A 23,147-nucleotide genomic window follows, 5' to 3' on the forward strand; every position below is an offset into this window, starting at 1 on the left:
TCAAAGCAGCCGAATTACACCACCTGTTACGAAGTTTTTGTCTGAGCTTCCACCGCTCTTCAGTTCAAGCTCAGCAATGCGCTCTTGAAATCTGTTACGCAATTTTTTCAGCTTCCCCTCGGCTGCTGGAATCATGCGCATGCGTCGCTCCTCACCAGAAGAGCGGTGCGACTGGATTGTCGTTATGAGTCGCTCTACTTGCTTGTCCAAATGTGATTGGAGAGCCTTTTTCATCATCTTTAGCCGATCACGATCCTCCCGGCCTTGGGCGCTTTGAAATTCATCAAAACGTTCATCCAACTGATCACGACAAGCATCGAAATAAGCGGCTGCAGCTTCGGTGTCTAACTCGTTGGCAACACTCAACCACTGGCTCCCACAAAGTGCTGCGGTATTAACAAGATGCTCTGCTAGCTCCCCATCGACGAAACAATCGTTCTGAAAAGGCCGAACAACATACTCCAATCGCTCGATGTCGCGGGTACCGGAAACGGTCCAGCGATAGATGCCAAAGACATATATGCCAGGCTCAAAACCTTGCACCTCAAATGCGGCAAGGTCGATCGCTGAAACCGGGAACTTTGCCGGGCTTTTGCCCGCTTGGCGAAGACGATCGGTGACAAATCGAATCAGTGGATGATCCTGCGTTACACGCTCAAAAGCACTGGACGGATTTCCCTGACGGTTCTCGAAGAGCAATGGTTTAGGACGTTGACTCAACAGCTGGCTTCGCCCCTGTAAGCGATACAGATCTACAAACTCAGCGAACTCGACTCGAGCCTGCACGGAAAGCTCAAGGTCATATTCCATTGGGTCTCGATCAGACGGCACAAAACGTGAGCCGGGATAGTGCACGATCAGAAAATCACGTGCATAGCTCAACAAGTCTTCCCCCCGGATGTACCGGCCCAACTCCTTGGCAGCCCGCACCTTGTTCTGGATGAAGTCACTATGCGCGATTAACTGAGTAGCCTGAGCCTCGAGCTCCTCTTGCTGCCGATTGGTGTTTTCAATCGCGAGGCTGGCTTGATTGATACGCTGAGTCTCTTCTTCCGGAGTCAGCTTATGGGTAAGTAGGTCTTGAGTTAGCTCCCGAATTTGCTCTCCAAGAATCCCCTCCATACTACCCAACGCGCACGTGAATATATTCAGCCTATCCAGCAAGCGGTCATAGACTCGTTCGTCGATGGTGTCGGCATACATAAAATTCCAGATCATGATCCGCTCAGCTTCCTGGCCGATGCGGTCAATTCGACCTATCCGCTGCTCAATGCGCATTGGGTTCCAAGGAAGATCGTAGTTGATGACCAAGCTGGAGAACTGTAAATCGACCCCCTCTGAAGCCACTTCAGAAGACAATAGAATACTGGGGCCCTGAGGTTCTTGAAAGCGCGCCAGCGCCTGCTGTTTATCCATGCCCCCCTGGACCAACACAGAGGCATAGCCATCTTCACGTAAACGTTCAGCAAGGTAGGCCAGGGTCTGCCGGTAGAACGCAAATAAGACTACCTTTTTACCTGGGTTGTCAGCCCAATAGATACGCAGATTCTTCAGCAACTCAGCGTACTTGCTATCGTTGTGCCTCAGCGTTTCGTAATCGCCCACCTCTCGGGCAATATCCACCAACGCCGAGAGCAGCGACCCCATCTCATCAGGCTGTGGTGCCTTCTCTTCCAGCAGATCACCTTGTAAGTCATACAAGGTCTCCTCAAGTTCATCCTGCTCCAGAGCAGCATGTTTTTTCTGCCAGGCTCGGCAGGCTGCCGCCATACAGCTGGACATCTGTCGCTGCGGGATAGTCAGCATGAAGCCAGTGGATACAGCACGCGCCACACAGTACCCACGAATCGCTTCAGTGACCTGCTCGTAAAAATCGGACTCACTACCGCTCATGGTTGCGCGGATCGCGTATGGCGCACGCACTACCCGCCCTTCGTGCACGTCCCGTTTTAGGGTACGGGTCACTACCTTACTGAGCGGGTTTATTCGGTCTAGTTGATCAGCCAGCTCTGCCCGCCCTTTGGGATCGGCCAATCTCTTGTTACTGGGGGCATGCCCCCGCAGATAGGTGATCTGCTCGTTATCCTCGAAAAAGCGTGCTTCAAGCGCCTCATCCAGGCCTTCGACAAAATCCGTGCGCGTAATTGGCCCAGCCAAAATTCGATCTCGCAACCTTACGATAGGAGCATTAGCCTCAAGGCTGTATCGAAAGCTCTCCTCGTAGGGGAAGGCATCTTCGTCGATCAGATTGAGCAGGTTGAATAAGTCTGAACTGCGCAGTTGGATGGGTGTGGCCGAAAGCATGACCAGACTTGAGGCTACGGGGCGAAGCAACCGTCCCAACAGATTGGTCTGAGTACCCTTGTTACGCAGATAGTGCGCCTCATCGACCACAACCATATCCAGCAACGGCTCGTCCACCTCTGCATCTTCGAGAAATCTGGCCAATTTAGCAGCAGAGCGCTGACTGACTTGATCCGGCGAATTGAAGCCACGAGGTGGGCGCAACCCTTGCATGCTCGCGATGACCGCGAAGCCATCCTGTGGTCGCTCCCGCACTGCCTGAAGCTTCTTCAGCAAATCTCCTGCATCGACCATCTCCGCCAGCACACCAAAGCGGTTGGCCAGCTCATCACGCCACTTCTCCCTCAACATAGCCGGGCAAACAACCAATAATCGCTTTGCATCCAATCGCGCGCGCAATTCAGTCCAAATCAAGCCAGCCTCAATGGTTTTGCCTAGACCCACTTCATCAGCAATCAGAATGCCGTTGCAGGGCGAATCGAGAAACTGCAACACCGGCTTGAACTGATACGCCAGAAACTGGGTATTGGTAGTGTTGAGGCTGTAGATCAAGTTGGCCAGCTTGCCACTGAGCCGGTGAAAAGTAATCGCCGCCCGCAGGTCATCCTCGCCACTGAACCGTCCCCGCTCAATACACTCGTAGGGGCGTAGAGGCTTGTTTTCAACTTTTTCGAGGGTCGAGGGCAAAACGAAATCCTCGCTGCCATCGAGAAACGAAACCAACACCCGCTGTCGATGTGCAGGGCCATCGGTTTCGTTACCCAAGATGCCGACCCGCGCCGGATTGGCTTTCAGCCTGACCTTGTCGCCTGGATTCAGAATGCTCACTCCGGAGCTCCCTGCATTTTCCGAATTAACCTATCTGACTCCATGCTCAGCTCAGCCCCTTCAAATGTTTCAATGAGCTGACCTGGGAAATGCTTTTCGTACCACTCAAGCTTGGTTTCCCGATGGTTGCGGTAACCCTCGTCGGAAATCATGCCCCAGTGCTCCCAGATGTACGTTTGCCCTTGGCAATGAACCAGGAAGTCAGGCAGGTAAAATGTTCCATCTTTCGCGTATAGAGGCTGCTCATACTCGAAGGGAAGTTCACGCTCGAACAGCATGTTCGCGATGATGACCTCTGACTTCGATCGCACCATGAACTGGGCAAGCGTATGATGAATTTTGCCCTCCTCATACCAATCACACTTTCTGCTGAGCAGTTGCGAAACAGGCCTCATATCAAACAGTGAGGAGTTGATAACTACCAGATGTGACGCTTCAGGGCGACGCAGAGTTAACAGTGGGGAAAGGTCTTCTTCGATCAGAAGCGTGCAGTGCTTTTTGGCACGCGTCAGACCGGTATAGAGCAGCTCAGGTGAAAGCAGTGCCTGTTTGCTCTTGGGCAGCACGAAGTAAACACGCTCAAACTCGCTACCTTGAGACTTGTGCACTGAAATGGCATAGGCAAGCTCCAGGTTATCCTCCACTTTCTCGTCCCCAATCCATTTTCCATCGGGTGTTTTACCCAGAGAACGCCCATAGCCGATCCAGAAGCTCTCCTTGCGGGAAAAAAGAACTTGAAAATGCTTAATTCGGAACCAGGGTCCAAACGCATTTTTCCCATCCAATGCATGGGCTTTGACAAACCCGAGCTCTCCGTTGAAAACCTCTACAGGTTTGTTTGAGCGTCCATGAGTATCCCAGGCCCACAGGGGCTTGGAGCGCGAACGATTTCGGATTTGCATGACCTTATCAAACAGCGCTACCCCATCAATCAACCGATGTGGATCCGGCCTCCGTCCCTTACTGGCGACCTGAAGCAGCCCGTTGAGATGATCAGTACCGAAAAACTCACCGCGATATGGCGAGATAACCTGGGATTGCTCAGGGCGATCTACCCCCTCCTTATTCTTGAAGGCTGCTCGCCATAGCTCATATGGCTTCTCGTTATTCAGCGTCAGGCCCGTATCGGCTTGCATATCCGACTGCAGACTAGACACCAGCTTGTCCTCGAGATCCTGCTGGCCACTCCAATAGATAACCTGCAAATCCTCGTCGACCTTCCCTCCCTCTTGAACTCGGGCAAGCATCTGTTCGGCATGGGCCTTCTGAAGCTCTACCTCGCCACCGCTGTTACGCAGAATGAACAGCGAGGCTAGGTCAATAATCCCGGTGCCCGTCTTCTGGAGACGGTTTTCCATTTGCCGCACATTAGTGCACAGGGTCCCCAGACACTCGGGATAGTCCTTACCTAGCCAATCGATCAAATCCGCAAACACCTTGCCGCGACCTATTGGCGGCAGCTGGCTGGGATCACCAACCAGAATGAGTCGCCTCACCGAATTCCAATTGATGGCTCGGAATAACGCGGCAACCAACGTAAGGTCGAGCATGGAGGACTCATCGACGATGTAGGTCTCTATACCCTCCTCTCGAAAACCGCCCTGCCGCTTGAAGGTCAGGTTGTCATTCAACCAGCCGCGCTGAGCCAGAAACGAGTGGATGGTGGAGGCAGCTTTGCCCGTTTTTTCACGGATGCGATCTGCGGCCTTACCTGTTGGGGCCAAAAGCTGAAAAGATGCTCCGCTGCCGTGGACTCTTTCGACAGCATGAATCAATGAGCGAATAACGGTCGTCTTCCCGGTCCCAGCAGAGCCAGCCAGCACACACAATGGCCTGACAAAAATCTGCTGACAGACTGCAATCTGGCCCTCTATCGCCTCCCGGTACTGATCAGCGTCCATCCGGCTCAGGATGCTGCAGTCATCGCGAAGGTAATCGCCCCAATGAGACTCCGTCAGAGGCACCTTAAAGCTGATGTCGGCTCGCTTATTGAGCTCACGCAAGCACTTTGAAACCAGTTGCTCGTCTTCCCAGGCAGAGCGCAGGTACACGTAGCGTTGCCCTTCGTGCTCCCGAAACTCGAGAGCGCCCAGCATGTGCTCCTTATCGACCTCGTAGTAGCGCTCGGTAAACTGGTGTCGTTTCCACTCAGCGACAAAGCTCAAGTCATGGTTAACGTCATGCAAAACCTGAGATAACTCGAGGAATGTTTGCGTCGACTTGATGAGCAGCTGACCGACCGTGAACGCACGCAGACGCCTCCAGTCGTCCACCTCATACAAGAAAGCCGGCGCGATGTTGGGCGATGGGAAGATTCCGTGTTCGATCTTGCTGAGCCCAATGGTGTCATCCGGTCCGTCGCCGATATATGACTCGCAAAGGATGTAGGGGTTGTCGATGATCTCACTCAATTTGGCCGGCAGGCCATAAGTCGTTCGATCCTCCCCTAGCAAGCGCCTCACTTGAGTGCCATCCAAGCCGAACCTAGGTAACAAATCTCGACTGAGTGCTCGCTCCTCATCCGTCCTTAGCTGCCACTGCCGCTTGACCTTACTGACCTCATCGCTGTTAAGGGCAAGTCCATCAAACGCTTTTGCAGTACCATCGAGAAAGGCAAAAACAGCATCCTTGATCGCGACAGCCTCCTCAGCTTTCGCCTTGACGAAGCCAGGGATGGCGGCCTGAAAGCCGATGACATCAAGCACAGCCGGCAACCCGGGATAAAGCCCTCGACCTTGCCAAAGCTCGGCAATCACTGATTGGAGCCAGCTAATCCGGCTGCCCCAGTTTTCGCTATCGTCGCCCAGCTCTTGCAGACGGCAAGCAACCCCAAGTAGCTGCTCTACCAGAATGAGGGCATCGTCGTCAGATACATGCCTCGCTGCGTACTTGCATACTCGTGGGTTCGCCGGTACAGCAAGAATCTGCTCCAACACCTCCGGCTTATCCGTATAGCGGTGATAAGGGATCCGCATGCCCTGATCGGGGTAGTGGCTGGATACCACTCGCTGCCAAACGAATCCACCATATCGGTCTATGGTCTCCTGGCTGCATTCGTCATAGAACAACTCCTCACCCAGAGCCTTGACCCGCGAGACACCAAGTAGCACATAGCGCTTGTTGTCTTCCTCACTGAACGGGTTGCTGAAGTTAGCGTAGTAAAAAACCAGGCTTCGACCGACCTCAACCTTGGCAAAAAAATTCCGAACCGCGGCCAAACGTTTGTCTGGATCGTATCCCCCCCTGGCTAGCTTGACCTCATCCTTATACATCTCCTCATAAGGCCAAATGCTGCAACTGGACGGTGGCATATCCCACTCGCGGCGCACGCCATCAGGACTTCTATCTTCCTTACGAAAGAACTCCGGCGTATCAGCAAAGGCATGAATCCTGTCCTGGCCGAAAGCATTGATGCTATACATGCAAGGCGGTACATCCTTGCCCAACTTGCTACACCCTTGACCACATACCTTCTGTTCTTGGGCCAAATCGCGCTGCTCGCCGATCATGGTGCCTGGATAAGACTGTTGTCCGACACAAAAGGTATTGGCAGCAGGGTCCTTACAAACATGACCATTCCAGCCATCTGCATGCCAAGCCAATCGAGCGGTGATATGCGTAGTCATTACTGCTGCTCCTTACTCATCACCGGAATCCCTATTGCCGCGCTTCGGAATAGACTTCTTCGGCACTGGTGGTAGATGGCACCAGCCTAGCTTTTCCTCAAGCTGGCGCCAGGCTTGATCGATCAAGGAACGCTCAGCGCGTTTGAAAACTCCATCGCGCAGGACCGATAGTGGTAGCCATTGACCATCTGTTTCCGGATAGAAGAAATGCGTGTAGGCGTTACCTGTGTGCGACAGACGATGGGGCTCGTACTGTTCGGAGAGCATCGTGAAAGCATGGTTAGGACTCTGCGCCACCTTTTTTGGAAAGCCCTCAGGCATCTGGATGGGGCTGCATTCCAGCTCGCAGCGGTCCAGGCCTATCTGACGGAGCCAAAGGCCGCCCTCATCCTCAGCGAACAGATCATTCTGGCGTTTATTCTTTGGGCCGATGTGCACGGTGACGAAACGGGTGCAACCGGGTGGCCGATACTGCAAAGGGATATTCGGCATACCAGTAGGTTCGGCCTGCTGCAAGGCATACCCTCGGTCACTAAGCGCGACCAGCAAGGGCGCCCCCAATGGCAGCACCTCAACAGACAGTTCCTGGCTTATCAGCTTCAGAAAGTCACGATCCTGGATGGAATCCATGTTGACCACCAGGTCGGCAATAGCACCATCGCGCAACGGAACATCACCACCATAGAGGAACTCCCACTGCCCGTTAACGCGCTGCATCGGCAGGCTAATTCTTCTACTTCCCTGTCCATAACGCATAGTTCAATTCCCCTCGGCCTATTCGGCGAAAAACGCCCAGGCGATGCGATAGTCGGCTTCGCGGTTGGCCGGCATAAACCAGGCGCTGTCCATCACATCGGTGCTACCGCTCTGCTCGCCTGCAGCTTGCTGGCCGTCATCAGCATCATTGTCTTCGTCGTCATCGACGTCGTGGCCTTTTTCTTCGGCGCAGGTTGGACCTCGTAGGAACTAAAGCAAGCATGCTTGTTGGTGAAGGAGTAATCGTGATGGACCATCCTTGGGATACTGCAGCCTTTTTTAATACGATAGCAGTCACATTATCCGCGTTGCCCTTCAAGCGTAAAGCCACCGGTACAATTTTCCCTTCATATCAATCATGTAAATCGTCATCTACATGACTGCACTTAGCTGGACGTGCCCCCCTGAAGCCGACGCGGCAGGGAACTTGAGTCTATGGAAGTCTTCAGTCGACACCTGGCTCAGCCTCCGGCCCGACTAAGGTATTTTTTCAGCCGATCAGCCTGGTTAACCTCCTCGAGGTTATCGAACCCGATTCGCGCCTTACTCCAGCACAGAAAGCAATCATCGAAACCGATTACGGCATGCTGAACAGCCAACTGCTGATTCCTACTCGCAAGGCGCTGGTGCAGTATGTATTGCAGTGTTATCAGATCGACCCTACAAAAATGGAGCCCCGACCTGAATCCCAGCAGATCGTCGTGAGAAATCTGACTGAACTGGAGCCATGGCTGTATAGCTGATAGTTGGGCTAGGCCGGATCCGTACTTCCGTACTGAGTACAGCCTGTCTGACCATGCAACGGGACGACCGCGCTACGTGGGTAATAGCGAAACCTGCAAACACTAGTGCGAGGATTGCATCAAGTCACTCCCCTGCCCTTCGCTGGCCGAAGGCAATGCCTGCAAGCCCAGGGGACCCAATGTGTTGATCGATGACAATGACCGTCTGGGCAGCTCCGTTTTCCGCACTACAGGCTTCGCCAGCATCCGCACCACGGCGGCATCCATGAGTGTCGTGCACTTTATTATTTTCTGCTCAAGCTCCTGACAATGCGGCCCGGCCAAGTGAACTTGTAAATAGGGCTTACGAATTGCGCCAGTTAAAAATCGATCGACGTCTTTTTCACGCACCGGACGCCGACGCTATCAGCGCGCCACGCAAAATTATTCAAAACGCAAAAAACTTTACAGTAAATAAATTTACACTAGCGCCTCGTATCAGGCATCATCTGGACCAGCTCACATTCAGGAATGCCAATGCCGCTCCCCAAACACGAAGCCCTCCTCAGGCTACGCGCGATAGAGCTAATCAGCTATTGGGAGGGTCGCCTGGTCACCACTCAGTTGATGACATGGTTTGGCATCAGCCGCCAGCAAGCTTCTTCCGACATCAATCGCTATAACAGCGAATTCAATCCAGGCTCGCTAATTCACAGCCCTGCAGTTAAAGGCTATGTCCCGACGGCTGGCTTTCAGCCCGTACTGAGCGCTGGGCACATCAATGAGTACATGGCACTCATCGGCGATCAATCTGATCAGCCCGTGTCTGAAATTTTGGAAGCTCACCCCAGCGTCACTACTGTCCAACTTCCAGACCGTGCAGCCCGCCCTGAAGTGGTTCGCGAGTTAATCAGAGCCTGCCGCAATGCCGGCAGCCTGAAAATACTCTACGCCTCCATGTCCAACCCGCAAATTCATGAACGTGTGATTTCACCTCACACTCTCGTTTATACGGGTTTCCGTTGGCACGTTCGCGCTTGGTGCCATAAGCGCCAGGCCTTCCGCGATTTTTTACTCTCACGTATCTATCGCTCGCCAAAATCGTGCGACGCTCATGCTCCCTTATCGAGTACAGACAATGGCTGGCACGACCAAGTCAACCTGACACTAATCCCTAATGAACTACTCAGCGATGCCCAAAAGTCTTTAGTTGAGCGCGATTTCGGTATGCCAGAAGGCCGCCTACAGCTGACAGTTCGTACAGCACTTGCCCACTACACCCTTCAACGATATCAGGCTGCCATCACCTCAGAAGAAGCCGAGCGAGTACGCGAGCATCCATTGCAATTGCTTCCCACTGATCGCGCCAAGCTAACTCCCTTCCTCTTTAGCAGTGATGGGAAATAGGCATGCATAGCTTCCATTACGACTCCGACTTAATCGGCGGCTCGTTGCAGGTGCGTGAATCACGCATCGTTGCAGACCTGCTGCTGCAGGACGCTAGCCCTGAGCAATGGCATGAGGTCATACAGCAACAGAACCGGCTGCAGAAACGCGCACCAGCTTCGGCCAAGCGTGTGGCTCAAGCCATCCGCAAGCGTCTGGAGCGATTGGATGCCCCTTTCTGGCGGGCAATTCGAGATGGAGATGATGAACTCGCCACTCAAGTGGTGTTCTGCTCGGCCTTGGAGCGCAACCTGCTCCTCGTCGAATTCATCGAGACCGTCCTCAAAGACGCTTTCGTCACCCGCGCCGGCGTGCTCGAATCCTACCACTGGAATGAGTTTCTGGATGAACGCAGCCATCGAGATTCGGCCATCACCACCTGGACGGAGTCCAGTCGCAAGAAGATGGCGCAGGTCGTCTATCGCATGCTGACCGAGGTCGGCCTGTTGAAAAGCACCCGCAACATGAAATTACAAAACCTGATGATTCGGTCAGAGGTCCGCGTATTGCTGGATGACAGCTACCGCAATCGCATAAAAGCCTGTTTGGAAGTATCCAATGCCCCCGGATAGTAGGCGTGGAATAAGGAGTGTTCGCATGAATCAGCAACTGCAGGATCGGCTAAACCAGATCCCAGACAAGATCCTCACCGAAGAGTTCTTGAGGAGCCAAGGATTGGGCAATGAGCTCGGTTTCTGGATCTTCGACTACGCCCCCGAGGATGAGCTGCAGGTGCGCGAATACCTCAGTTTTCTACAGGGGTTCCTCGCCAAGAAGCATAGCCAGCTCAAAGTGGCTCATATCAATTTGCTGCAGGCTATGCGCGAATACCTGGATCAACGCAGCTTCACTGAAAAAGCCATTCAGATGCAGCAAACCAAAGGTGACCTCGCGTTGCTCAAGGCGCTGTCCGGACCGCTGCATATGGACAAATTCGCGCCCTTCCTAATGGAACACAGCGACGCCGATCAACACGACGTGGTGCTAATCAGTGGTGTGGGCTCAGTTTGGCCGGTTCTTCGCGCCCACAACCTTCTCAACAAGCTGCACGCGCTGCTTGGCCACAAGCCTCTGGTTCTTTTTTACCCCGGTCATTACTCAGGGCAGTCACTCGCCTTGTTCGACCGCATTCCCAGCAACAACTACTACCGCGCCTTCAAGCTGGTTCCCTGATAAATAAGGACGATTGCCGTGAGCATTAAAGATATTTTCTTCAAGGAACTCGATCGCCCGATCAACGGCGTGGTTAAGGCGGATCAGTCCGACGACGCAACCGTGCACCAAGAGCTGGATGAGTACGTTGTCACCAACGAGCTGGAAAAACACTTCCGCAGCTTCTTCGAGTCCTACAGTACTGACTTGAACGATCCCTCCATCGCCAACCGCGTGGGCGTATGGATCAGCGGTTTCTTCGGCTCGGGTAAGTCGCACTTCCTCAAGACCTTGTCATACCTGCTGGCCAACATCGAAGCGCGCGACGACCAGGGCAACGCTCGCAAGGCTGTTTCCTTCTTTGATGCGAGCAAACTGCGTGATGCCACCATCCGTGCCGACATCGACAAGGCCGTTGCCAACAGTGCCGATGTCATCTTGTTCAACATCGACAGCAAAGCCAGTTCCAACGATGCTGGAAACCCGATCCTCAATGTCTTCCTACGGGTGTTCAACGAACATCAAGGTTTTAGTGGCGACCATCCCCACATCGCCCACATGGAGCGTCACCTGGCCCAGCGCGGCGTCTATGAGCGATTCAAGCGAGCCTTTAATGATTCCACCGGGATGGACTGGACTGAGGAGCGTGATGGCTATCAGTTCTACCAGGATGACATTGAGCAAGCGGTAGCCGCTGCCCTCGACCTATCTGCTGAAGCCGCGCACAAATGGTTCGAAGACTCCGAACAAACGTTCAGCGTCTCGGTCGAAAACTTCTGCAACTGGGTACGCGAATACCTCGACACCCAGCCAGCCAAACACCGCGTGCTGTTCCTGGTGGACGAAGTTGGCCAGTTCATCGGCAGCGACACCAAGCTGATGCTGACTCTGCAGACTATCACCGAAAACCTCGGCACCATCTGCAAAGGCCGCGCTTGGATTATCGTCACCTCTCAGGCCGATATGGATGCCGTACTGGGTGAGCTGTCCGCCTCCAAGGCCAACGATTTCTCGAAAATTGCCGGGCGCTTCAAAACCCGACTTTCGCTTTCCAGCTCCAACACTGACGAAGTCATCCAGAAGCGTCTGCTGCGTAAAACTCCGGTAGCTGAAGCCGAGCTGCGCACCCTCTGGGACCAGAAAGGCGACATCCTGCGCAACCAGATCACCTTCGACCGCTCCGGCCCGACCCTGAAGAACTTCGATGGTCCGGAAAGCTTCATCAGCAACTACCCCTTTGCGCCGTACCACTTCCAGCTGGTGCAAAAGGTCTTCGAGGAAATCCGCAAGGTCGGTGCCACCGGAGCGCACCTGGCCTACGGCGAGCGCTCCATGCTCGATGCCTTCCAGATGGCCGCCATGGCCATTGCGGATAAACCGCTCGGAGCGCTGATTCCCATGTACAGCTTCTACCGCGCCGTCGAGGGCTTCCTAGATACAGCCGTCAAACGCACCATCGACCAAGCAGGCGAGAGCAGCGTCCTCGACGCCTTCGACGTACAGATCCTGCGCACCCTGTTCATGATCCGCTATGTAGACCTGATCAAGGGCACTCTCGACAACCTCGTCACCCTCTCCATCGAACAGGTCGACGAAGACAAACTGGCTTTACGTCGCAACATCGAAGAAACCCTCCAGCGCCTTGAAAAGGAAAGCCTGATCACCCGCAACGGTGACGAGTTTGTCTTCCTCACCAACGAGGAGCGCGACATCACCCGCAAGATCAAGGCCACAGAGATCGCCGGTTCCGAGGAGAACAAGGCACTGTCGGACCTGATCTATAAAGACCTGCTCAAGGACAAGAACAAGTTCCGCTACAGCGTCAACAAGACCGACTACAGCATCGGTCGCTACCTCGACGGCCACAGCCTGGAAGGCCGTTACGAGCACGACCTCCGTGTCGAAGTGATCTCGCCACTGGATCTCGACTACGCCCTCTATGGCGAAGCCGGCTGCATCAATAAAAGCAACGAAGCTCCTGCCGGCATGGCACTGTTCAAATTACCCGATAGCAAGGATTTCTTCACCGAGCTGCGCACCTGGCTGAAGACCAACAAGTTCATCCGCCTCAACGACGACGGCAGCCAGCCTGAGCTGAGTAAGATCCTCGCCGAACGCGGTCGCGAAAACCAAGAGCGTAAAAAGCGCCTGCGCTTGCTACTGGAAGAGCTGGCCGAGCGCGCAGAGGTCTATGCACAAGGGCAGCACCTGAAGCTCAAAAGCAACAATATTGTTAGCAAGTTCGACGAGGTGTGCCAGTACCTCCTTGAAAACACCTTCACCAAATTAGGCTACTTGCGAGTATTACAGCAGGAGCCCGAGCGTGAACTCCACGCCATTCTGCACACTAACGACATCGGCCAACTCGGCCTGACCCTCGATGGTGATGAAGGCAATCCGCAGGCCATCAAGGAAGTTGAACAATTCGTCTCGCTGCGCGCCTCCGGCAACGAACGCTTGCTGGTCGCAGACATCATCGAGCGCTTCAGTAAGCGCCCCTATGGCTGGCCGGACGGAGAGATCCTGCTGGTCCTCGGTCGCCTGGCAGCTTCCAGCCGTATTTCTTTCCACGCCGCGGGCCCCAGCATGCCGCTGCCGGACGCCTTCGAGTACCTCACCAACAGCCGTAAGCGCCGTGAAGTCTCGGTGCAAAAGAAGCGCCAGACCGACGAAGGACTGCTCAAGCAAGCACGTAATCTGACCCAGGAGCTGTTCAACGCCCTTGGCCCAGCAGGCGAGAAGGAGTTGTTTGAGTATTACTGCGTGCACTTCGGCAGCTGGCGCACCAACCTGGAAAAATACAAAGCAACGGTTAGCGCCGGGCGCTTCCCTGGCAAAGAGTCAATAGAACAGGCCTTGCTCAGCCTGCAGCGCCTGCTGAGCAACACTGATAGCGTCGACTTTTTCAAGGCCGTGGTCGACAACAAGGATGACTTGCTGGATCTGGAAGAGGACTACCGGGATCTACACGAGTTCTTCACCAACCAGTTGCATACCTGGCAGCAACTGCAGCTGGCCTTGCGTCGTTTCGACAAGAACAAACCAGCGCTGGATAAAGACGAGAAAGCCCGCAAAGCGCTGGCCGAGCTGAAAGCCATTGAGCAGAACACCACGCCCTACGGTCAGCTGCACCAGGTCGCAACACTGGTTGAAACGGTCGAAACCATTAACGCCGCCATCTTGGCTGAAAAGCGTCAACATGCCCTGGCCCGTGTCGACGAGAAAATCGCCCAATTACAGTCCGAGATTGCCAAAAGCGGTATCGAAACCGCTGAGCTGAGTAACCGCTTACTGCGTCCCTTGCAACTGGTCAAGGCGGACCTAGAGACCGAAACCAGCATCGCCAACATCTACATGCTGCAAACCCAGACCGCTGACGAGCGCCTGAACGACGGCGTATTCGATCTGGAGCGCGTCATTCAGGCCGAGGTTGAACGCCTGCAGAAGCTTCAGGAAGAGCAGGCCAAGGCCGCACAGGCAGCCAACACAGCTAACGGCGTCAAGGAAGACCGAGCGCCTGCCTTGGTGCCAACCTCCAAACCTGTAGCGCCGCCCAAACCGGTGGTCGAGGTGGCGGCGACCAGTGTGTTCAACAAACTAGGGAACGGCTTGTATCTAGAAAGCCAGAGCGATATCGACTGCTTTATCGACGCCCTCAAGGTAGAGCTGGAAAGTGCGGTTAAGCAAAACAAACGCGTTCGTATTCGCTGAACCAGCGCAACCAGTAGGAGATGAGACCACCTCCAGGCCGCAGTAAAGCGTCAATGTCAGCTCAAGAAGATTAGGGAAAGCCTATATGAACACCAACAACATCAAACGCTACGCCCCCAAGGCACGCACCGCCTTCATTGCCGCAATGACCAAGCGCGCAGCGCTGTTTGGCATCCGCGAATCCAGTATTCCCAGCATGGGCATCGAGCCGCTGGAACAGAAAGGAGATCTGGCCCTAATCGGCGATCGGCCTTTCCCGGCCAGCATCATCCGCCCCCGCGCCGCCTTGGTGAAAAAGGTCGAGCAAATGGGCTTTGCTCAGGCCATGGAGCAAGCGGCCTACAGCTGGTTCAACCGCCTCTGCGCCATCCGTTACATGGAGCTCAAGGGCTACCTAGAACATGGCCGCCGTGTGCTCAGCCACCCGGATCAACCGGGTAGTTTTCAGATCCTCGACGACTGCCTGGATATCGAGCTGGAAGGAGTCGACCGACAGCGCATTGCCGAACTGAAACTAGACGGCACCAAGGATGAAGAGCTGTACCACGAGCTGCTACTTGCCCAGTGCCATGCCTTGCATAAGGCTATGCCGTTCCTCTTCGAGGCGGTCGACGATGCCACCGAGCTGTTGTTGCCGGACAACCTGACCAAGACCGATTCGCTGATACGCGAGCTGGTGAGCGCCATTCCCGAGGAGGACTGGCAGGACGTCGAGATCATAGGCTGGCTGTACCAGTTCTACATCTCCGAGAAGAAGGATCAGGTCATCGGCAAGGTGGTGACGAGCGAGGACATTCCCGCCGCCACCCAGCTGTTCACCCCCAACTGGATCGTCCAGTACCTGGTGCAGAACTCCTTGGGTCGCCAGTGGCTGCAGACCTATCCAGACTCACCGCTCAAGGCCAAGATGCCCTACTACATCGAGCCAGCCGAGCAGACGCCAGAGGTACAGGCTCAGCTGACGGCTATGACCCCGGAAAGCATCGACCCGCTGACTATCAAGGTGCTTGATCCCGCTTGCGGCTCTGGCCACATCCTGGTCGAGGCCTACAAGGTACTCAAGGAGATCTACACCGAGCGTGGCCAACGCAGCCGCGACATTCCGCAGCTGATCCTGGAGCACAACCTGTTCGGCCTGGACATAGACGATCGTGCAGGCCAGCTCGCCGGATTTGCCCTGATGATGCTCGCCCGTGAGGACGACCGCCGCATCTTCGGCCGCGAGGTAAAACTCAACGTGCTGTCCCTGCAGGAAAGCAGCCAGCTCGACTTCCCCAACCTTTGGAAGGCTCTCAACCTGAACAGCGACTGGCAGCGTGGTCAGTCGCAGAGCCTGTTTGACAGCCAGCAGAGCGACCTCAGCGCCGCCCAAGCCGACAATCGCTACCTGTTGCTGAAAACTACCCTGGCGCGCTTTACTCAGGCCAAGACCTTCGGCTCGCTGATCGAAGTACCGACCGAAGATGCCAAACCGTTGGGCGAGCTGCTGGAGCAACTGCGGCATCTGGCCAAGGACGGCGATGTGATGCAGAAGCCGGCGGCGCATCAGCTAATCCCCTATGTGCAGCAGACTTGGGTATTGGCCCAGCGGTTCGACGCAGTGGTGGCGAATCCTCCGTATATGGGTAGCAAGTACCAGGCGCCAACCGTGAAAAAATTCCTGAAGGATAATTTCGGCGGCTTTGAGAAGGATCTGTTCTCCGCATTCATTATTCGCAATATCGACCTTGCCAAGCCGCATGGTCAGCTTGGTTTTATGACCCCGTTTGTCTGGATGTTTATTTCAAGCTATGAAACGCTGCGGGCACGCCTCATTGACGACGAAGTGATTTCAACTTTAGTTCAATTGGAGTATTCAGGGTTTGATGGCGCTACTGTCCCAATTTGTACCTTTACGCTTAACAAGGGGCATATTCAAGACTACAAGGGAAGTTACATCCGCTTGTCAGAATTTCGGGGCGCGATAAACCAGGGTCCAAAAACTTTGGAAGCGATTCGGAATCGCGACTGTGGTTGGTTTTATACGGCTAAACCAGATGATTTTAAGAAAATCCCAAGTAGTCCAATTGCGTACTGGGAGTCGCCCTCTGTACTTGAGACATTTGTGCTGGGTGAGTCTCTTGGCAAAAAGGTAATAATGCGAAAGGGCATGGTGACTGCTGATAATGAATCATACATACGCAATTGGAGTGAGGTTTCTTTTTCAAGAATTGGGCTTGGGTTGCCGAGTAGAGAGGCAAGCAAGGCGTCTGGAAAGAAATGGTTCCCTTACACAAAGGGCGGAGAATTCAAGAAGTGGTATGGAAATAACCAATTCGTAGTAAATTGGGAAAACGATGGCTATCTTCTACAAAATAAGAGACACCATAAAGATGATCGAGTCGCGGCAACCAACTTCAACTTGGATTTTATATTCAAGCCGGGCGCCACATATTCCAGTATTAGCTCAAGCAGCTTCTCAATAAGATATACACCACCTGGCTTTTTGTATGATCAGAAGGGCGCCCCTGTTTTTTCAGAAAGCAAAGAGGATCTTTTGTTTTCAGTTGCACTACTCAATAGCAAGGTGGCATCTAGGTATCTTAAAATTCTGTGCCCTACGCTCGACTTCAACTCCGGCAGCGTAGTTTCAATTCCAGTTCTTAATCAGGATAGGGTCTGGGGCGAACTACGTGAAAAAGTTGATCGCCTTATCGATACATCCAAGCTGGACTGGGACTCTTTTGAATTCTCTTGGGACTTTAAGTTAAATCCAATTATCAAAGTCGCTCGCCACGGCGGACATAAAAAAATGCGTACATCTATAGCAGAGCACGCTAGTGACTGGAGTGATAAAGTTCTTGACGCTGCAAATATTGAAGCCTCGATAAATTCGGAGCTTGCAAAAGCGTATAATGTTCTATGCATTGAAGACAGTGAAGCCTGCACAGACGAAGTAACCTTATTGAATAATCCAAAGTATCGGTACGGAGTTTCTGAAGAGGAACACGACAAAGCACCAATACAAATGTCCGATATTACATCGGAGCTTGTTTGTTACGGTATCGGTTGCATCATGGGCCGATTTTCCCTTGACCGTGAAGGGTTGGTCTACGCCCATGCAGGTAACAAAGGCTTTGCCGAACTGGTCGCCGAAGGTGCCTACAAAACCTTCCCCGCCGACAGCGACGGCATCCTGCCGCTGACCGATCAGGAATGGTTCGCCGACGACGCAACCAACCGCTTCCGCGAGTTTGTCCGCACAGTCTGGGGCGACGAGCATCTGCAGGAAAACCTCGACTTCGTTGCCGAAAGCCTGTGCCTGCACGCCATCAAGCACAAGCGCAGCGAGTCGGCGCTGGACACCATCCGCCGCTACCTCAGCACACAGTTCTTCAAGGACCACCTCAAGACCTACAAAAAGCGCCCTATCTACTGGCTGTTCAGTTCAGGAAAGCATAAAGCCTTCGAGTGCCTGGTCTACCTTCACCGCTACAACGAAGGCACATTGGCACGCATGCGTACTGAGTACGTCATTCCGCTCACCGCCAAGCTCAACACATACGCCAACAAACTCGAACAAGATATCGAAGCCAGTACCAGCACCGCCGAGAAAAAGGCCTTGGAAAAACAACTCGCCACCCTGCACACACAACAAGCCGAACTCGCCACTTTCGACGAAAAACTCCGCCACCACGCCGACCAGCGCATCAGCCTGGATCTGGATGAGGGGGTGAAAGTGAACTATGGCAGATTCGGCGACTTGCTGGCTGAGGTTAAAACGATCACCGGCGGCGCTACGGAATAAGGATATCCAAAATGGGCAATCTCAAAAGCTTGAGTGAAATTTTTGAGCACCGACTGATACGTATTCCTGACTACCAACGAGGCTATGCTTGGAGTCATCACGAACTAGATGACTTTTGGGAAGACCTGCTGCAGCTGGCGGAAAATCGCATCCACTACACGGGAGTCATCACGTTCGAGCCCGTAAAAGCGGAGGCTTTCAAGGCGTGGCCGGATGACGCATGGCTAATCGAAGGAAAGGGCTACAAGCCCTATTACGTTGTGGATGGTCAGCAGCGCTTAACCACGTCGATAATTCTGGTTCAAGCGATTACTGAAAATGTCGCCGACCATACCGAGCTCAATTACCAGACAAAAAATGAGATCCATCAAAAGTATGTCCAGCAGGTTGCATCGGATGGCTTGCGACAATCGTTCCTGTTCGGGTATGAAAAAGATGATCCTAGCGAGCAATACCTAAGAACCAGGATCTTCGGCCAAGGCTCATCCAACAGCCAGTATCAGGACACCCTGTACACGCAAAACCTTGCGTACGCCAAAAATTTCTTCCTCGTAAAACTCAAGGAAATGAATCCCGAGGAAGTAGCTTGTATATTTCGCAAGCTCACTCAGAAGCTGAAATTCAATGTTTACGAAATCGACGACGAAATCGACGTATTCGTAACATTTGAAACGATGAACAATCGTGGCAGACCCCTATCAAATCTTGAGCTACTCAAGAACCGTCTGATTTATCTATCGACACTATTCCATGATAACGCCGGCCACCCAGTCCTTCGCCAAAGCATTAATGAAACCTGGAAAACAATCTACGAACATCTTGGAAAAAATCCAGATCGCCCATTATCAGACAATAGTTTCTTGCGTCACCACTGGATCATGTATTTCCAGTACACGCGAAATAAAGGTGATGATTACATACGCTTTCTTCTAGATGAAAAATTCACAGCTCGCGGTGTAACACATCCCGCCACTGAAGATAAGCGCGTTACCATCGAAGAAATAGTGAACTACGTCAGAAGCTTGCAAGAGGCTATTAAGCCCTGGTTCCACATTCACAACCCACATTTTCCTCTTCCAGGTTTTGATAACTCAAAAACCAAAGATTTGCTTGATGCACTGAATCGGCTGAGCTTCCGGGCTTTCCGCCCGCTGATCCTGGCAGCCTTTTGCACAAACCAACTACCAAACGACATCAATCGACTGCTGTCAGCAGCCGAGCGCTACAACTTCACGATTTTCACAATAAGTCAAAGACGCGCTAACACGGGGGACTCCGAGTTCTACGGTTTGGCAAGACGTTTGCTACGCAAAGAGTTAACTATTGAGTTCGTCGTAAGCATGATCAGCAGTTGGACTGAAAAATACTATTCAGCCACCAACTTCGAGCGCTATATCAAGGAAAGATACGAGCTTGGTCGTCAAGGCTTTTATCACTGGGACGGGATTCACTATTTACTGTATGAGTACGAGACACACCTTCTGAAACGAGGCAAGCAGGCGACTCGAAAACTTGACTGGCATGAGCTTACCCATTCCAAGAAAGATCATGTAACCATCGAACACATCTACCCGCAAACAGAAACCGATTATTGGGCAGCCAAGTTCAATCCGTACACTAACGAGCAGAAGCGCTTTCTTTCACACTCGCTGGGCAATCTGCTGCCCCTTTCTAGAGCTAAAAACGCTTCACTGCAGAATGACTCCTTTGTGCTTAAGAAAAACAATGGTAACGGTGTTGGATACTACAATGGCTCATGCGCAGAAAATGAGGTAGGTCAACTCGAAGGGTGGAATCCAGAAGAGGTTCTTTCTCGTGGATTGAGACTTTTAAAATTCATCGAGGAGCGTTGGTCGATAGCACTTGGTGACGAGAATGTTAAGAGGCAATTGCTTTGCTTGGACTTTGTCAAAGATGATATTCAGCAAATTTGATAATAAACAATACAAAGGAATTAACATGAGCGGCGTCAACGTCTATATTCGTGAAAGCTCGCCGCCATCTCCTGGAAAAACATCTCGATTGCCCCGCAACGGGTTCGACTCGGTACCTTGGCATTCAAGGAGCTGCGGGCTAGGTATCATGAGAGCGGCCAGGATATCGAGGCCGTAGATGCTTACCTCGACACCGAATGCATACGACTTTCAACCGCTTAATTGTGGGCACTGAGATTAATTGATGGATACGCAACAGCTCACCCAAGGCCTGCGGCAGGCATTGTTTACAGAAAATCACCGGATCGTGTTCTGGTACGACCCTGAACAGAGCTTCGTTAGCGAGCTGGAGCAACTCGACTTACCCGACGTGCAAGTGCTGAACATGCAGGGGAAGTCCACCTTTGGCACCAAGATCAAGCTAGAGCTTGAGGACACAGAAGGTAAGTACCTGCTTTATTTCCCCTGTGCCGAGCCTGACGCGAATGATGATTGGCTCCTGGACATCAAGCTTTACTCGCGAAGCTTCTACGCCGACAAGGTGTCAATTATCTTCAATGAGCTGGGTCTGCAGCAGCAGAGCCTACGCGAGCACCTGACCAGCCGTGAACGCTTCTTCAAAAGTACGGCACGAATTGCTGCTCTCAAGCGCCTGATCCAGCCCACTGATAACGAGCATGCTTTGGATCTGGCAATGACTGCCGTGGTACTGGAAGCAAGTAGTAACGACATCATGACGTTGCTATGCACCTTGGCTGACGATTCAGTACGCGACGATCTGGGGCTTGAGCAGAATCCCTCTGCAATCGATGAACTCTACAAGTTTGGCCTGATGCCGACATTGTTGCAGGCCTTGCGGGATGAGGTGGGCTACCCAGCCTCCCTTGAAGAGATCAACGGTGAGAAGCCATTCAGCTTTGGGCATTTCCTGATCCGGCTGCTGGCCACCGGGTTCTGTGAAAGCATTGGCGATATCCCCAATTGGGCCTCGGCGATTGCAATTCCTTCTGCCAACGCACGAGCAACTTCTCGTGCACTGCTGTCCCGTTGGCGCGATAGCTCACGCTTTTATAAGGCCTACGATGAGATATCAGGCTGGGTCGGTGAGGCCCTGCATATCGCTCAGAAGATCGGTGAAATCTCGCTAGAGGCCCTGGCCAACGTCGCGACCTTCGAAGCAGTCGAGCGGCAGATCATCGTTGACCTGACCAAAGCCATTCCAGAGGCCGATCCGCGTGATCTCGGTCTGTTTTCGAAGATTATCTCCGAACGCCTGGACAACTACTGGGCGACTCGACACAAGGACGATGAGACTCGCCGCAAGTACCGGCTGCTATACACGGCGCTCTCGTCCGCTATCGACCTGTTTACTCAGCGTCACCAGCACGCTGCAGGCTTCCACTTCGCCAGCACCGAAGCGGTGTACAAAGCCTATGAGAGCGAGCTGTACCGTTTCGACACTGCTTACCGCCATTACTTCGCCGCCTCCCAGCGCGCACACGTTGAGCTGCTGAAGAAGCTCGATGAAGCCGTCGAGCAGTGCTATGCGTACTGGTATCTCGATCAGCTCGGACGATCCTGGGGCGACCGTATCGAGACTGAACAACGTTTGGAACACTGGAAAATACCAGGCATTCCTAACCAGCATAATTTCTATGAGCGCTGGGTAGCGCCCTTGTTGGAGGGGCATCGTAGCAAGCGCGTTGTAGTGATCATCAGCGATGCCTTCCGCTATGAAGCCGCCGTCGAGCTGTGCCAGCGCATCAATGAAAAGCGCTACTGCAAGGCCAGCCTGAATAGCCAGTTGGGCGTATTGCCGAGTTACACCACATTGGGTATGGCTTCCCTGTTGCCACACCAGACGCTGGAGTATCGCGAAGGCAGTGATGGTGTTTTCGTAGACGGACTCAATACTGGCAACACCATCGCTCGCGACAAGGTTCTTGCCCAGCATGGCGGCATGGCCGTGACCGCGCTTCAGGTCAAAGAATGGTCCCGTGACGCTGGACGCGAAGCGCTTAAGGATCAGCAGCTGGTTTACGTCTATCACAACGTGATCGATGACCGCAGTGACAAGGGCGGTGGTTCCGAGGTGGATACCTTCCATCACGTCGACTTCGCCATCGAGGAGCTCACCGAGTTAACCCGCAAGATCCTCATGCACTTCAATACCAGCACGGTGTTGATCACGGCGGATCACGGATTTCTATTCCAGCAGAGCAAGCTCGAGGCTGCCGATCGCACCTCGCTTGCCGAGAAGCCGGATAGCGCGATCAAGAGCAAGAAGCGCTACGTCATTGGCCATACGCTGCCTGCTGCCAAGGATGTTTGGCAGGGCTCGACCACACAGACCGCAGGCACGACATCGGACACCCAGTTCTGGATACCCAAAGGTGCGAACCGTTTCCACTTTGTGGGCGGTGCGCGCTTCGTCCATGGTGGAGCCATGCCTCAGGAAATCGTTGTGCCTGTGCTGACGGTGAACCAGTTACGGGGCGAGAAAGCCGAAAAACGCACCAAGCGCAAAGTCGGGGTGATCTCGCCGAAGTCAGCCCTGAAGATGGTCACCAATATCCAGCGCTTTGACCTGATCCAGACCGAGTCGGTCAGCGAACAGGTGCTGTCGGTTACGGTTGCAGTTGCGATCTACGAAGGGGAGCAGCCGGTCTCCAGTGAGGAGGTTGTGACGTTCGACTGCGCGACGGATTCCATGAGCGAGCGCCTTAAACAGGTACGCCTGTCACTATCAGGCAGCGACTTCGACCGGCAGAAAGATTACTTCCTGGTGATCCGCGATAAAGATCTAAACACTGAGCTTGAGCGCTACCGTGTGACGATTGACCTGGCCTTCACCGACGACTTTTTTTGAGAGCACGAGACT

General features: G+C 53.4%; 10 protein-coding genes and 2 pseudogenes. 9 read left to right on the forward strand and 3 right to left on the reverse strand.

The window, feature by feature from the left end; genetic code table 11:
* The 3 genes from ACZRKZ_RS21615 to ACZRKZ_RS21625 are packed head-to-tail and all read right to left on the reverse strand — an operon-like array spanning nt 1 to nt 7,514.
* The gene (locus ACZRKZ_RS21615; RefSeq protein ID WP_200656065.1) at nt 1-3,132 is read right to left on the reverse strand and encodes an SNF2-related protein; all 3,132 of its coding nucleotides are present in this window, start codon (nt 3,130-3,132) and stop codon (nt 1-3) included.
* Nucleotides 3,129-6,758 (reverse strand): AAA family ATPase, encoded by a 3,630-nt coding sequence (locus ACZRKZ_RS21620; protein ID WP_138763805.1) that lies wholly within the window; start codon nt 6,756-6,758, stop codon nt 3,129-3,131. The genes ACZRKZ_RS21615 and ACZRKZ_RS21620 overlap by 4 nt, the downstream gene beginning before the upstream one ends.
* 12 nt (nt 6,759-6,770) lie before the next feature.
* Nucleotides 6,771-7,514, reverse strand: coding sequence for a hypothetical protein (locus ACZRKZ_RS21625; protein WP_138763804.1), 744 nt, complete (start codon nt 7,512-7,514; stop codon nt 6,771-6,773).
* 521 nt (nt 7,515-8,035) lie between these two features.
* Between ACZRKZ_RS21625 and ACZRKZ_RS21630 the strand changes: the two are divergent.
* The 9 genes and pseudogenes from ACZRKZ_RS21630 to pglZ all read left to right on the forward strand — a co-directional run.
* Nucleotides 8,036-8,257, forward strand: a pseudogene (locus ACZRKZ_RS21630) (WYL domain-containing protein); the annotation flags it as partial.
* Between the two features lie 13 nt (nt 8,258-8,270).
* A pseudogene (locus tag ACZRKZ_RS21635) lies at nt 8,271-8,543 on the forward strand (recombination directionality factor); the annotation flags it as partial.
* Nucleotides 8,544-8,773: 230 nt separating this feature from the next.
* Nucleotides 8,774-9,643, forward strand: coding sequence for a helix-turn-helix transcriptional regulator (locus ACZRKZ_RS21640; RefSeq protein ID WP_047303172.1), 870 nt, complete (start codon nt 8,774-8,776; stop codon nt 9,641-9,643).
* A 2-nt stretch (nt 9,644-9,645) separates the two neighbouring features.
* Nucleotides 9,646-10,254 (forward strand): DUF1819 family protein, encoded by a 609-nt coding sequence (locus tag ACZRKZ_RS21645; RefSeq protein WP_047303170.1) that lies wholly within the window; start codon nt 9,646-9,648, stop codon nt 10,252-10,254.
* A 25-nt stretch (nt 10,255-10,279) separates the two neighbouring features.
* On the forward strand, nt 10,280-10,855 hold the full coding sequence (locus tag ACZRKZ_RS21650) for a DUF1788 domain-containing protein (RefSeq protein WP_047303169.1): 576 nt from the start codon (nt 10,280-10,282) through the stop codon (nt 10,853-10,855).
* An 18-nt stretch (nt 10,856-10,873) separates the two neighbouring features.
* Nucleotides 10,874-14,545, forward strand: coding sequence for a BREX system P-loop protein BrxC (gene brxC / locus ACZRKZ_RS21655; RefSeq protein ID WP_337859438.1), 3,672 nt, complete (start codon nt 10,874-10,876; stop codon nt 14,543-14,545).
* An 85-nt stretch (nt 14,546-14,630) separates the two neighbouring features.
* Complete coding sequence (pglX, locus tag ACZRKZ_RS21660) at nt 14,631-18,332, forward strand: BREX-1 system adenine-specific DNA-methyltransferase PglX (RefSeq protein WP_454865677.1); 3,702 nt, start codon at nt 14,631-14,633, stop codon at nt 18,330-18,332.
* 11 nt (nt 18,333-18,343) lie between these two features.
* Nucleotides 18,344-20,266: a DUF262 domain-containing protein gene (locus tag ACZRKZ_RS21665; RefSeq protein ID WP_463982704.1), complete on the forward strand. Its 1,923-nt coding sequence runs from the start codon at nt 18,344-18,346 to the stop codon at nt 20,264-20,266.
* Nucleotides 20,267-20,510: 244 nt separating this feature from the next.
* Nucleotides 20,511-23,135 carry a BREX-1 system phosphatase PglZ type A gene (gene pglZ, locus ACZRKZ_RS21670; protein WP_454865675.1) on the forward strand — a complete coding sequence of 875 codons (2,625 nt, stop codon included), beginning with the start codon at nt 20,511-20,513 and terminating at the stop codon, nt 23,133-23,135.
* Nucleotides 23,136-23,147: the final 12 nt, after the last annotated feature.

The organism is Pseudomonas sp. c313, from assembly GCF_055407145.1.